This window comes from Veillonella sp. VA142 (genome assembly GCF_003992135.1).
Classification (GTDB): Bacteria; Bacillota; Negativicutes; order Veillonellales; family Veillonellaceae; genus F0422.
This window is the reverse complement of record NZ_RQVN01000032.1, coordinates 1-13,793: the sequence shown is the minus strand read 5'-3', so window position 1 is coordinate 13,793 and position 13,793 is coordinate 1. Positions and strand designations below refer to the sequence as shown.

Here is a 13,793-nt window from a genome sequence, read left to right as displayed (position 1 = left end):
CTAAGTATCTTTTAAGGGTTCTTTCACGATGTTAAATTATTTATATCAAAGTGTTCAATTTCTACTTGCAATTTAAGATTATTTTAGTTCGCTTTTATCTTGTGAGAGTAGCTCCATTACCTCCCCAATTAAATTTCTCCATTTGTATTTTTAATAAGGGTATAATAAATAAAGCTGAATATTTAGATAACTTTTTATTTCTTAAAATTTGAATATTCTGTCCTGTATAAAATTCTTGCGGTTGATAAAAAACAGTTTGAGTATCAAGACCTATAGTGATTACACCACTCGTATCTTTTTGATATTTAGAGTCTTGTTCATCACTAACAAAAAGATTAATCCCATTATTTTCTTCACTTCTTGTTATGTACGGTACATTTCCTTCACTTTGATTTAATTTATTTTTATCTATTCCACTAGACGTTGATGTTATTTCAAATACTCCTATTTCTCCCCCTATAAAAAATTCGCCCCATTCCACACTATCTAAACTCAACTTACTCATATTTTTTCACCATTTTCAGCCACCTTCAGTCCTATTTCTTTTATCTCATACTCTTCCTCATTATCTTGTATTCCAAATAAGTATCCACGACCATGTGTTATCATATTCACTTCAAATGTTAAATAATCGGCGATAGTCTTTCTAAAGTCTTCTTCACTTGGAATTTCATCATTAAAATAATAAAAAGAGTGTAGCCACTCGTCAGACGCTTCAACTGTAGTTTTTACACAGAATTTAGTGGGTGCTTCATTTCGATCGAACCATACATCAAGTAAGTGTTGTTTTTTATCTTTATGTGAACCATCATCAATAAGGCCAACGTGCTTTCTTACTATATACCCATCATCCTCAAAGTTTATAAATTTGCACACTTTATTTTTAGGATGTTTATTATGTGCAGTAAAGATAGCTATACAAGCATTAGTCCCAACACGATAAAAAGTGTTTTTATTTAAAGTGATAACACCTTCTAGAGAATGATTTTTTAAGATTTCTTCTTTAATTTTTTGTTCATCATTTGTTTTTCCTGTAAAGGTGCTTTGTGGAACTATAATCGCAGCCTTTCCATCTTCAACCAAAGAATCTAATAAATGTTTTATGAAGTTTATTTCATGAAGATGCAGGTTTTGTTTTGATCCCATTGAATATGGTGGGTTCATCATTCCTATATTACAGCCTTTTAATTGCAATTGTGCTGGTTTTTCTGCTAAGAAATCTCCATTTTCTAAATTACTTTTACCATCTCCACGTAAAATCATATTAGTAGTAGCAATTGTAAACATATACGATTGTTCTTCGATTCCAAAAAGTTGGTGTTTTTTGATATGTTGAATTTCACCTTCGTCATCTGTTTTACTTACCATATTGTGCATAGCAGCAATTAAGAATCCAGCCGTACCACAGCATGGATCAAGTATTTTATCACTTGGTTTTAAGTCTAACAAATCACAAAACAGTTCCGTAATATGTTTAGGAGTCAAAACAATTCCTAAGTTTTGCCCATCTCCCCCACTATACGACATGAACTCCCCATAAAATCTACCAAGATAATCTTCGGAAGAATTATTATATTTTATACTATGATAAATACTTTCATATAAAAATTCTGCAAAATGTTTTAAAGGTGTTTTACCTAGATTAGAATTTACTTCATTTATTTTTACATTATCACGGATAATAGAGAACTGACTTAGTAATTTATTTTTCTTAACTTGTGGCGAAACATTCGCTCGCCCTAAATTCGCTTCTATAGCATCATATATTTTTTGACCATCCGTTTTCTGCGTATCCCCTATTAAGCTTTCAATACTAAAGTTCTTGTATTCTATTTCACGAAGCGCTAACAAGATGCCAGAAACAACTAGCGGTTTACTATTATCTTCTAAATTTCCGTAATTCCTCAAATCTTCATGAAGCGCACTAGCATCTTTTAAAATTTCAGCTGTTTCTTTTTCTTTTTGAGTATCTTCCTTTAAAATTTCTTTTGTGTAATACTCGTCAATATTTTTTTCACTAAATGAAATTAGAGTTTCCAAATCATCAAGAACTTTATAGTTTCCTCTATCATCTATGTAGATAGGGGTAATTTTATGATTTTTTTCATTTCCACTAATTCCTAGGGCAATTATTTCTTTATAAGTTGTATGTTTTGCCAGATGTTTTCCATAAAACAATGCACCATTCACAGCATAATCACAAACACTAGCGACTTCTTCACTAATTATTTCCTTATCTGTTAAAGCGATATGTTTGTTTGTATCAGCTTTATCTTCAATTACTATTAAGAAATTTTTAACTACACCTACATATTCAGGAAACCCTACTTTACCTGTTCCTCGCTTTGATGAGGTTTGTAGTGCTTCATGGATTTCTTTTATATTACTTCCTTGTGGTGTAAATTTTTTATCTAATTTTGCTTCCTTTAACAGTTCATACACCCAAAGATCAGTACTCATTTCTTTTTTATTCACTTCATTGCTCCAAATTGCGCATTTAGAATGCCAGTCCTATATTTTTTATAATACCTTTATTATTATCTATCTCAGCATTTCTAATTGCTTCGCTTGATCCATTTTTACATAAACTACAGCGATAATAACCACTTCTTTTTCATTTTCATTAATCCAAAAATAAACATAATAGTTTTTTATTCTAATTTTTCTAAATCCTAATTCTCTCCATGGTTGTTCATCAATACACTTTATACGATGTGGCATATATTCTAATGCGTACATCTCTGCCCTTATTAATGCAACTAATTCCTTTGCAATACTAGACTGTTGTAATCCTGTGGCAATATAATCTCGTATAAGTATAAGATGCTTTTTTGCTTGTTTCGTAATTCTTACCTTATACGTTTCCATTATAGGCCTCGTTCTAGCTCTTCAAATACTTCTGCAACAGAATATGTTTCCCCTCGTACTGCCTGCGAGTACCCTGTTTCCATCAAAGCATTAAATGTACTTTCATCCATATTCTCATGTATCGGTAGCTCTTTAGGTATTGTCAATGAGAACGGAATGCCCTTATTTAAAATAATTTGTCTATAAAACATATCAATAGCTGCTGCCCGAGAAATGCCTATCGTCTCTAAAATTTGTTCTGCTTGTTGTTTTATATGAGATTGAATTCTTACATTGACATTACTTGTCTTTGCTAGTGCCATATCCATCACCTTCCTTTATACATAGTATACATTAATACGTCGCATTTTGCGATACAACATGTTCAAAAGACGTCACACACTTTCATTCTATAACAGACTATGAAAGTACATGACGTTTCTTATAGATATATAATTGTATACTATATTCGTATTCTAACTATAAATTATTGCGATACTTTAAAATTATAACGAGGTCAATTGTTCAATTTCATTATACAATCAACCAAATATCACCTCACAACATGGCATCCCCAGCCATCATATTCCCCATCAAATTCTTCTGCTAGATCCATAAGATACCAGACAATTTCATCGATATTTTCAAAAGCATCTTCCCTACCAATGACAAGTACATATGGATATTCCTTATCTATATCCTCATTATCGGTCTGTTTTTCTGATGAAAGTTTTATAAAACTGTCTTCCATTACTTTGGCTAAAAAGGCTTCTCCATGTTCTTCCGTTTTAAAGAGTAGGCAATGTTCAAGCACTCTCGGCACCATACTATCACCATCACTTTTAATATCCTCAATGAGCCTCATATTCATAATACTTTGGTATTCATATCTATCAGGATACAGTCCCTGAAAATACAATTCCCAGTCAGGATCATCTACTACTGCCAATGTATAGGCATAGTCAGGGAAGTTTTTTGACATCACCGCAGAAATTTCATCGTAGTACCCCAACTCATTCTTAGTATAGGCAAAAATACGTACCCGCTCATCGCATTTCACAACGCCTGCTAACATATCTCCATGTTGTTCAACAATCTCTTCTACAGCGTCTTCTATAGAATATACATATTCCCCTTCTTCTCTTGTAGGAAAACCGTTGTCATCAGCATTCTTATATAATATTTGTAAATGTAATCTTTTAGGGTAGTTTGCAGTATATTCAAAATCCCTAAGAGCTAAATTGGCTCGAATCACAGCCGGCAAGTCGTAAGCAAATGAATCGCATAGATAAACGCCCCAGTCTGCCTCAATTTCTCCAGTTTCTTGAACGATTACTTTCTCCGTAGCCACATTGGCTCTTTTTTCTATTTCTTCTTGACACTCTTTTACCACTAACAATGCATCCTTATCCTCAGGATCTAACTCCGCCCAACGCAGGGCATAAGGAATCGCTTTTTCTTCCTCATGAGTTAAATATTGATAGGCATATGCCATACGCATATTCCATTCAGCTTTATCTTTCCCCTCTTCTCTAACCGAATTCAAAATATCTATCGATTTTAATAAAAATTTATCACCAATAAAACTAGGTGTTCCTTGATCATCATTGCCGATAATCGCAAAGTTTTGATACGCACGAGCAAGTTGATACCATACTTGGTAATCCCGTTCTTCCATAGGGATGCTTTCCAATGCTGCCATACATTCCGTATATGTATCTTCATCCGTAAGCTTTTCTATATACGCAAAAAATTCTTCGCGATTTTCTGAATTCCATTTCATGTTACATTACCTCCACTTTTTATCGTTTATCTAACATTAAAAACACAACACCACAAATGACAAGCAACAGTCCACATATTCCTATAAAGACTCTATATCCTTTCTCACCCCACACTTCAAAAATAAATGCGTACCTTGCTTTATCTCCGACTGTAGCTTGATACACCCATTTCCAATCTCGTATAGCACCGATTAAAAATAGTAATCCACCTGCTATCAAGACATACTGATAATGTGCTCTTAACCATTCAAATATTCCATCCATATCATTTATCTACTTCCTATATCAAGTTTTTCTCTAATTATTTCTCTTTTTCACACACTAAAGATTCTTCACTCAAGCACCATTCTCTCAACTTTTTAGAAGATTACTTTTTCTTTTTTAGCGCCGATTCTAAAAGCTCTCGTATTCTCCTTCAAATACAAACTTTTCTGGATGAGATTTGATGTAGTTTAGTTCATTCCAAAATGTTTGAAACCTTTTATTGCATCTTCCCAAACTATCCCTGTAGAATTATCTAAAAACTGGTGATGACCTCCATTACTTACTTCTGCAAAATACCAAGTAATGGCTAATAAATATCTTTGCTCTAAAGTGAAAGTCTGCGCTGATTGAATATACTCATCATATCCTTCATAAATATTAATTGTTTCCCACATTGGATCAACAACATCATAATAAGAGTTTTCATCTAAACCTTTAATATTTTCTATGGTAAGCTTTGCGTATGTTAATTCCTTTTCTGTTTCACCCATTTCAGTTGTCTCCTCTATATTTGAATATATTTCAACTTGTCTTCATTACTTATTTTTCTAAATTCTTCTTTCGTTGCTTTTATATTTTACCTCTCGTAATTAATAAACTTATGCAAGTTCTAACTCACAGATAACTCTTTTGGTATCTAGTTCGTCTATAGCAGTAATTTTTATATAATCAAATCCATTTCTCTTAACCTCTTCAAAAGAAATTTTTTCTCCGTTAATAGTTTCTGTAAAGTCATCTTCATTAAATTCAAAATCTTCTTTCTCTTCATCAAAATCAATGCTATAGGCAAAATCTATTTCAATTTTAGAGTTTGGAATTTCTAATTTAGAAAGTGGACGTTTTTTGATATCTTCTAAATTTATCTCATCACAGAACATAGGGTTATACCCATATTTAGCTTCATCATAGAGTAAAATTTCTTTTCCTGTATGTATACATTTTGCTACTATCATACAAGGATCGCTAATCTCATTTTTTTCATCATACATACCACAAATCATTTGTTCTTCAAAAAGTGAACCAAAAAAAATAAATTTCATACAGTTCGTTGGTATCTCCACTTTCTAAGTTATTGCAAATACTAATACTTGTAAATGTATCATCTATATTTATTATATTGTAGTTTTCTATTTTAATATAAGTTGGTCCTCTCATTTTGATTTCTCTCTTAATTATTATATTGTTATTAAATACATCATCACCACTACAGAATGTTTCAAATATCCAAGGCCTCATATGCTTCCTGAACTAGTCTTATAACTAAATCGTATATCTACCATAACTAATTGTCAAGCGACATTCGCTACTGTATCCTTATTATAAATTATGCATTCGTTATCGTTATAGCATACCTTTTTGGTTATTCTGCTTCATTATAGGTGCGATACTAGCTATTTTTTAACTGTATTTAAATATCATAGTAACCACCATCCCATAACAGTTAATTCATGAATTATATATTATTTCGATACATTAAAAATTATAACAATTTAGATTCTTAACATATTGACGAGTTATCCTGTCAATCATATAATTAAATTGACAAGTAGTGCGGATTCCCATTCTTATCAACTGTTTTCAAATACAATTAAGTATAAAAAATGTTAGGAGGTGTTAATATGGCCACTTCAAGTATCACTCACAACTTCGTTGTATCTAGCCCAGATAGTGTAGAACGTTTTGTTACAGCGTTAGATAAAGCTGAACAGGATCGTATACCAAACCAAGTACTTCCCGGACGACAATTAACTGATTCTAAAGAAATCTTAACTTTAATGTCAAAAAGGAGAAAGTAATATGTCTGATAAATATTTTAGTATCAATATCCGTGTATACTTAGATAAGGACGAGCCGACATATATCGGAGAGGAAAATCTTTATGACTTACTCTCCGATTTTTCTTGCCCTAAAAATCCCGATGTAGAGCACTTTTTATTACATAATGCTATTGAGTTTACAAAAAAGGATCAATCTATCACTTATCTTGTATTTGATTCAAAAGATGCTTCATTAGTTGGATATTATTCCATCGCTATTAAACCACTTTCCATTCAAGCTGAAAACATTAGTAAAAGAACAGCACATAAACTATCTCGTGTCAGCATTCTTGATAAATCTATACAATCTTATACTACAGCAGCCTATCTGATTGCACAATTAGGGAAGAATTATGCTCTTCCTAAAGAAAAACAAATCCCTGGAAATATTCTTTTAGGTTTCGCCCTTGAAAGTATATCAAAACTAAAATATTCTGTAGGCAGTGTTATGGAATTTCTTGAATGTGAAGACAATGAGTTTCTTCTAAACTTCTATATTCAAAATCATTTCAAACCATTTAATACTCGTGTTACAAACTCCTATAATAACAAGCCCCATACACTACATCAACTTTTAAAATTTATATAATTTGCAATAAAAAGCGACAGAGACCTGAAATACAATATGTAAATCAGTCTGTCGCTTTTTCTATTTCTTCAAACACGGCGCCTGCTAGGATACTCAAAACTGCTATAACTCCCTAAGACATATGCAACTTTTTTATAACTTATTCATTTATCATACTTGTTGTAGCGCCAACTTCAAACTTTTACAACATTTCATTTAAATTTATGCCTCACACAGTCTACCATGAAGCAAGAAAACTCTAGATACAGCTTAAGCCTCACTTTTGGTTTGAAAGTTAGAGATTTTACACGAGAAATCATTTCTTCGTATTCTCTTTTATCTTTTTCCAATTCCTCAATATATTTCTTCTTATCTTCCTCGCTCACATAGTCATCATCAACTATAGCTTCTTCAATAGCATCTATTAAATAGAGTCTATTTTTTTCTTCAAGGGCAAAAAACTTTGCTTTTTCATCCTTTAACCATAAAGCATAATAATAGTGTTCCCTGTCAGCTAGATAGTATTGACAAATAACTTCATCGCTATAGTAATGTAAGAATTTGTCGAATTCTTCAAGTACATAATAGACATCAAAAATTTGCTCCGCAGAAATATCATCTGTTTTCAAATTGTGATTTTCATCTTCTCCTGACTTTACTTTTTCTAACCAAGATATTGCTTTATCTTTATTACCAAGATATACTTCGCAGTATGCAATGCTAAGCAATAGACTCATTCTATCAGGATATTGTTTTAATAATTCTAAAAATATTTCTTTAGCTTTCTCATATTCTTTGAGTTCATATAAAGAGACTGCATGATTGAAGGAATATTCGTAATTATCATCAATATTTTTAGCTTTTTCAAAATATTTTTGACTCAATATAAGCCATTCTTTATTTTCATTAGACTGGTACATACTAAAGTAATAAAGCCCCAATCCTGTATATGTTTCAACAAAAGGAGAATCTAAACCCTTTGCTTTTAGTAAATATTCTAATGTTTCTTCAGTATAATCATGGTTAAATGCAATATTGGTGTAAACTCTTGCTTTTTGAGCATTATCTAAATAAATTTCAAATTTATCAAGAAAAGAATTTAAATATCTTATATACTCACCGCGTCTAAGTTCTAACTTTAAAGAAGCCAGCGTACATACTATATCAATATCTGAAGGATATTCTTTTTGTTTGGATAACAAGTAGCTTTCCATTTTTATAAGGTATTCTGTTGATCTTTCATAGTCCTTTAAAAATGTCTCTTTATATCTATCCTCATATTCTTTTTTCTGCTTGTCCCAATATGCCTTTATTTCATTTATCAAATCTGTACTCCTAATTTGTTAAAATTTAACAAACACTATTTTCACTTTTTATCCTGGCCCTTCAGCATTAACTAAAAGTAAGATTCTATTGTTTTTCCTTGTTGGTCTTTCATATTATGGATTTTATTTTTCAGAATATCAAAGCTGCAGATTTCATCTCTAATATTATTATCCGCTCTATATCCATTAATCATCTCAGTCAGAGTTTTCCCTTTACCACCATTCTTTATAGTGGTATTTACTCTTTTTATCTTGCTTTCATAAGGCTCACATGTTTTATACTTAATTACATCATCTTTAAAATCAAATAAAGGTGTATCTGGCTTAGCATCCCATAAAATAATCAACCACATTATCGCATGATAAAGCTGCTTTGCAGTTTCATTCCAATTTTCAGATTGTAAATTCCCACTCCTTCTATTGTCATATTCTTTTCTATTATTTACGTGAGGTTCGCTTATAAGAGGATTAAAAAGAGGTAACCCTTTGTGATGAATTAGCTCTAAAAAATCTTTTGCCGCACCCATGCCACACTGAATAAATTCCTTCTTGCCATCAGTTTTATGCTTAGCACTAAATATATAATATTCATCTTCAATAATTGCTCCTGCATCACTATATTTTTGTTGATTTGCTAACAGCTTAATATGTGCTTTAGGCTGAACTTCATAATCTCTAACAATTCTTTGTCTTGTTTTACTCCCTCTACAATTCATTCAGGCTCTCCTTTCCACTCGTTTTTAAACTATACTTTTTATTCTTTCTTCGAGATTTTTGATTTTCCCCATTTCTACATTACTACGCACCTCCATTTCTAGTTGAACCGTTTCAATTTATTCTGCTTGAAATTATCCTATTGTCTATACTTCCTCTTTCACATTTTTTATCATTCTATTAAATTCCGATATTATCGAGCCCGTCTTAGCAGATGCTACTTCAATAGTAGATAGTTTATCATCTATATCCAAAAATAATAAAACATTTTTCAATATCATCATATTCATAAGGAATACTAAATTTATTAAGCATACGCTCTATTTCTGTTTTTTTATCAGTAACACATATCTTTGGCTCAATTAAACGCCCTTGACCAAGAACTTTCTCAAATTTACTTCTAATTTTAAACCATTCAACAATTCTCATATTCATATGAAAAAAATGTTCATCAGCATCAATCGTCCAATATATGCTAGGCTCTTCTTCATCAAAAAACGTCTTATATTGTATCGGGATATCTCTCATATTCTCCATGATGGAATCTATCAGTTCTTTCCATTTTGTATTGTTCATAAAAGAGGTTAGATTTCTTTCTTCAAGAACCTGCTTAATTTTTTCTTTTTCAGTTTTTTTGTTGTTATATTTCCCATTTTCAATTTCGTCTATAATGTGTTGCATAACAGATAAAGCTCTATCATCTAGTTCTTTATAAACATAAGATGGTGATACACATTGTTTATCTCTTTGTACATAATACCACCCGTAATGCACCCAACCAGTAACTATAAAATGGAAATCTCCCCCCCAACTTATATCGAAATAAATTCTATCGTCATCTTTAGAACTACTTATTTTGATAACTCCACTTCTCGGATTTAGTTTTTCACATAAAATATCATGTATTAGTTTCATCTATCACTATTTTTCCTTACACTTTCAAATTTACCAGTCTATTTCTAATACAAACATTTTATTCTTCAAACTTTTCCTCAACATTAAAAATCACTTCACAATCGCAACCAGCACCATTTTCTCGCAAAAATTCTATAACCTTTTCAATATCCGTATTTTTATCTTTCAAAAACTCATTTGTTAAAGAAAAATCGTGATTACACTCTACCGTTTCTGATTTATCATTTAGATAATCAAATAATTCATAAAATAATTTCTTTTCCATCGGTAAGTTCTCTTCAAATTCTTCCATTTGTTTGACTTGATATTCTTCTAGTAGTTTTCTCTTCTCTAATTTGTTCATGAGCTTTTCTCCTTTATAAAATTATTGTTTTAAATCATTTATTTTTTTACGTTATACACCATATCTCCTCTATTCCAAACATACATAATTGCCGACACTGGTCTTTTTCCATCTTCCCGAAGCCATCCTGTATATGTGGTTGTATTGCCATAATAGCCTTCAATAATGATTTCAAATTCTGAGTCTGTATATTCATCTATAAATTGTTGTAAACCAATAGACTTTCCATTGAAGCGTCCTTCCCCTAAGGTTTTGTTAAATATCAATACATCGCATAGGTCTATATCACATTTTTCAAAACATATTTTACCTGGATACGATCTTTCTTCACCTTCTACAAATTCATATATTTTATTAACTTGTAACGTCAAAGTTTCGTTATAATATGTGATTTCTTTCACCATACTATCATGAAGGCTGAAAAGAATGTTGCTATTTCTATCGTGTATAAACTTCATACCGTTTTTCATATTTTCACCTTAATATGTTTAGTTATTATAGTTTTCATCATGTGTATACTCTTTATAATCTTCTATAAATCCAGTGCTGTTTCATCCAAGAGAAAGTCCTCTACTCCAATATATAAAATTCCATCATCATCAAATCTAGGCACTATGTTGTTTCTAACTATAACAATTTTCTTAAATGAATCTCCCGTTCTTCTCAAGGATTCCGTTTCTTGTACTTGTTTTTCTTTTATATCAACATTAAGTGCCGATTGAATATAATATCTATTACTTCCTCTATTGATAACAAAGTCTACTTCTAAATTTTTTCTAACCGTTTTTTTATTCTCATCTTTATAGTTATATTCCACAACACCAACATCTACATTTAGTCCCCTCATACGAAGTTCATTATATATTACATTCTCCATAATATGTGACTGCTCATTCTGTCTGAAATTTAGCCTTGCATTTCTAAGCCCAATATCTGAAAAATAGTATTTATACGGAGATGATATATATTTCCTTCCTTTCACATCATATCTTCTAGCCTTTTCAATTAAAAAAGCATCAATAAAATAATCCAAGTAATTACTTACTGTAAGCTGAGATATCTTTATATTTTTTTCTGACATAAAAGTATTTGCCAGCTTATTTGGATTAGATAAAGAACCAATAGATGAAGATATAATATCCAACAAATCATCCATGATAGATGCATCTTTAAGAATTTTATTGCGCTCCATGACATCTTTAATATAGGTGCTTGTAAACACATTCTTCAAATACTCGCTCTTCTTTTCATGATTACTTAGCTGTACAGACATTGGCATGCCACCATACAAACAATATTCATCAAAAGCCTTTCCCTTATCTCCTTCATAACATGGATAAAATTCTGCAAATGAAAATGGATATACTCTTATTTCATCACCACGATCTCTAAACTGCGTTAGCACATCTGATGAAAGCATCTTTGAATTACTACCAGTAATATATACGTCTACATTCGGAACTTTCATAAGTCCAAGTACCAAATCAACAAAGTTTACCTTTGAGTCAGTACCTTCCAGATATGGGTTAGAAATTTCTTCTACAAATTGAATTTCATCGATAAAAATATAGTATTTACGTCCATTATCTTGTATTTTATCTCTTAAATAATCATCTAGCTCAATTGGATTTCTATATTTGATATTCTTCAGACTATCAAGTGCAATCATTATAATCTGATCTTCACACACTTCACTAGAAAGTAAATACTTTCTATATAGTTCAAATAAAAGATAAGATTTTCCACATCTTCTAATACCTGTAATAATCTTTACTCTTCCATTATCTTTTTTGTCTATAAGTTGATTTAAATATCTTGGTCTTTGTACTTCCACTCTCATACCCCATTTAATAATATATTGTAAATACGCATTTTTATTAAATCTATTTACTATATTATAGCATTCTTAACCGACAACTCCAATTAGTATTTTTAAAATAAATGCGTATTTACTACTTTTAATTAAATCTACCTATTTAGTTTCTTATTACAATCAAAAAAACGCCACATACTTTCATCCTACAACAGATTATGAAAGTACATGACGTTTCTAATAGATATGTAATTGTCTAATGCACCAATTCCTAAAGCACCTTAACTTTCAGATTAGTGTGTACCTTTAGAATCGTTTCTTCGGCAAATGCCTGCAAAGATAGATCCTGTAAAGTTGTGGATAATGGAGAACACGGCGCCTGCTACGGCTGCTTGTGGTGTAAAGTGTTTCAATGCCAAGCTAGCTGCCAAGGCAGAGTTTTGCATAGCTACTTCAATTTGCATAGCACGGCGGTCTGGTACGGTAGAACCGAACAGACGGCAAATGAAATATGTCACTACATAACCGCTCACGTTTTGCACCAAGCAAGCCAAGAAAATCATCACACCATGGGCTAAAATATTATCACGGCTAACGGCAGTGACGCCAGCTAAGATGATCAATACAGCTACGGCACCTACTGTTGGCAAGACTTCTTTCACAGGTTCAATGCGAGAACCGATGAAATAGTTCACAATAATCCCTAGTGCAATTGGTACAGCAATGATTTTCACAATGGACATGAACATTGGCCAGAATGCAATATCTACGGTTTGTCCTGCGTATAACACAATAAAGAGTGGTGTTAATACGGGCGCTAATAACGTGGATACTGTTGTAGCAGATACGGACAATGGTACATTGCCATTCGCTAAGAATGTCATTACATTGGATGCGGTACCACCTGGAGCTGCTCCTAATAAAATAAAGCCTAAGGCAATTTCAGGCGGGAATCCAAATATGATTCCTACCAACCAACCTGCCAGTGGCATCCACAAGAATTGAATTAAGGACACCAAAATCACTTGCCACGGTTGTCTAAATACATCCAAGAATACTTTCCCTGTCAATGTTAAGCCCATGCTGAACATAACTAACTGTAACAAAGGAACTGTTTGTTTTGCTGCGCCCATGAATACTTCTGGCACTAAGAATGCGATGACTGCCACAGCCAACACAATCCATGCTAGGTAATCATTGAACAAGCGATTGATACTACGAATAAAATTCATATGTAACCTACTTTCTATAAAACATGAGAACTTTTCAATTATAACAAATCTCCATCCTAAATAAAAGATGGGAAAAGCACCAATCCCCTATCACTATGAACGACATATGATATTGTCATAGTATAAACACAAATGAATTTGTCAATGCATAGTACAATCTATATATACAGA

The 13,793-nt window shown here is 31.8% G+C and carries 17 protein-coding genes; 2 read left to right on the top strand and 15 right to left on the bottom strand.

The window, feature by feature from the left end; all coding sequences use genetic code 11:
• Nucleotides 1–94: 94 nt before the first annotated feature.
• From EO117_RS08615 to EO117_RS08580, 8 genes are all read right to left on the bottom strand, one after another.
• Nucleotides 95–505: a restriction endonuclease subunit S gene (locus EO117_RS08615; protein ID WP_126940053.1), complete on the bottom strand. Its 411-nt coding sequence runs from the start codon at nt 503–505 to the stop codon at nt 95–97.
• On the bottom strand, nt 502–2,475 hold the full coding sequence (locus EO117_RS08610) for a class I SAM-dependent DNA methyltransferase (protein ID WP_126940052.1): 1,974 nt from the start codon (nt 2,473–2,475) through the stop codon (nt 502–504). Before EO117_RS08610 ends, EO117_RS08615 begins: the two co-directional genes overlap by 4 nt.
• Nucleotides 2,476–2,541: 66 nt before the next feature.
• Nucleotides 2,542–2,868, bottom strand: a complete 327-nt coding sequence (locus EO117_RS08605) for a type II toxin-antitoxin system RelE/ParE family toxin (protein ID WP_126940051.1) — start codon at nt 2,866–2,868, stop codon at nt 2,542–2,544.
• A complete protein-coding gene (locus EO117_RS08600) occupies nt 2,868–3,170 on the bottom strand; it encodes a type II toxin-antitoxin system RelB/DinJ family antitoxin (protein WP_126940050.1) in 303 nt (100 codons plus the stop codon). The genes EO117_RS08605 and EO117_RS08600 overlap by 1 nt, the downstream gene beginning before the upstream one ends.
• Nucleotides 3,171–3,400: 230 nt before the next feature.
• A complete protein-coding gene (locus EO117_RS08595; RefSeq protein WP_126940049.1) occupies nt 3,401–4,630 on the bottom strand; it encodes a DUF695 domain-containing protein in 1,230 nt (409 codons plus the stop codon).
• A gap of 19 nt (nt 4,631–4,649) precedes the next feature.
• The gene (locus tag EO117_RS08590; RefSeq protein ID WP_126940048.1) at nt 4,650–4,895 is read right to left on the bottom strand and encodes an immunity 17 family protein; all 246 of its coding nucleotides are present in this window, start codon (nt 4,893–4,895) and stop codon (nt 4,650–4,652) included.
• A gap of 188 nt (nt 4,896–5,083) precedes the next feature.
• Complete coding sequence (locus EO117_RS08585; protein WP_206168602.1) at nt 5,084–5,386, bottom strand: DUF4375 domain-containing protein; 303 nt, start codon at nt 5,384–5,386, stop codon at nt 5,084–5,086.
• A 108-nt stretch (nt 5,387–5,494) separates the two neighbouring features.
• The gene (locus EO117_RS08580) at nt 5,495–5,935 is read right to left on the bottom strand and encodes a hypothetical protein (protein ID WP_206168601.1); all 441 of its coding nucleotides are present in this window, start codon (nt 5,933–5,935) and stop codon (nt 5,495–5,497) included.
• Nucleotides 5,936–6,514: 579 nt separating this feature from the next.
• Between EO117_RS08580 and EO117_RS09300 the strand changes: the two genes are divergently transcribed.
• Both EO117_RS09300 and EO117_RS08575 read left to right on the top strand, forming a co-directional pair.
• Nucleotides 6,515–6,691, top strand: coding sequence for a hypothetical protein (locus tag EO117_RS09300; RefSeq protein WP_164727557.1), 177 nt, complete (start codon nt 6,515–6,517; stop codon nt 6,689–6,691).
• A gap of 1 nt (nt 6,692) precedes the next feature.
• A complete protein-coding gene (locus tag EO117_RS08575; protein WP_126940047.1) occupies nt 6,693–7,301 on the top strand; it encodes a GNAT family acetyltransferase in 609 nt (202 codons plus the stop codon).
• A gap of 191 nt (nt 7,302–7,492) precedes the next feature.
• On the opposite strand, the gene EO117_RS08570 is transcribed toward EO117_RS08575, so the two are convergent.
• The 7 genes from EO117_RS08570 to EO117_RS08540 all read right to left on the bottom strand — a co-directional run bounded on the left by EO117_RS08570 (nt 7,493) and on the right by EO117_RS08540 (nt 13,622).
• Entirely contained in the window at nt 7,493–8,605 is a 1,113-nt protein-coding gene (locus EO117_RS08570) for a tetratricopeptide repeat protein (protein ID WP_126940046.1), read from the bottom strand.
• Nucleotides 8,606–8,676: 71 nt separating this feature from the next.
• On the bottom strand, nt 8,677–9,321 hold the full coding sequence (locus EO117_RS08565; RefSeq protein WP_126940045.1) for a hypothetical protein: 645 nt from the start codon (nt 9,319–9,321) through the stop codon (nt 8,677–8,679).
• 238 nt (nt 9,322–9,559) lie between these two features.
• Nucleotides 9,560–10,234 carry a DUF6678 family protein gene (locus tag EO117_RS08560; RefSeq protein WP_126940044.1) on the bottom strand — a complete coding sequence of 225 codons (675 nt, stop codon included), beginning with the start codon at nt 10,232–10,234 and terminating at the stop codon, nt 9,560–9,562.
• Nucleotides 10,235–10,292: 58 nt separating this feature from the next.
• Nucleotides 10,293–10,577 carry a DUF2695 domain-containing protein gene (locus EO117_RS08555; protein ID WP_126940043.1) on the bottom strand — a complete coding sequence of 95 codons (285 nt, stop codon included), beginning with the start codon at nt 10,575–10,577 and terminating at the stop codon, nt 10,293–10,295.
• Between the two features lie 38 nt (nt 10,578–10,615).
• Nucleotides 10,616–11,047 carry a hypothetical protein gene (locus EO117_RS08550; RefSeq protein ID WP_240632613.1) on the bottom strand — a complete coding sequence of 144 codons (432 nt, stop codon included), beginning with the start codon at nt 11,045–11,047 and terminating at the stop codon, nt 10,616–10,618.
• Between the two features lie 62 nt (nt 11,048–11,109).
• Nucleotides 11,110–12,417, bottom strand: a complete 1,308-nt coding sequence (locus EO117_RS08545) for an ATP-binding protein (protein ID WP_240632612.1) — start codon at nt 12,415–12,417, stop codon at nt 11,110–11,112.
• 266 nt (nt 12,418–12,683) lie between these two features.
• Nucleotides 12,684–13,622, bottom strand: a complete 939-nt coding sequence (locus EO117_RS08540; RefSeq protein ID WP_126940041.1) for a bile acid:sodium symporter family protein — start codon at nt 13,620–13,622, stop codon at nt 12,684–12,686.
• Nucleotides 13,623–13,793 lie beyond the last annotated feature (171 nt).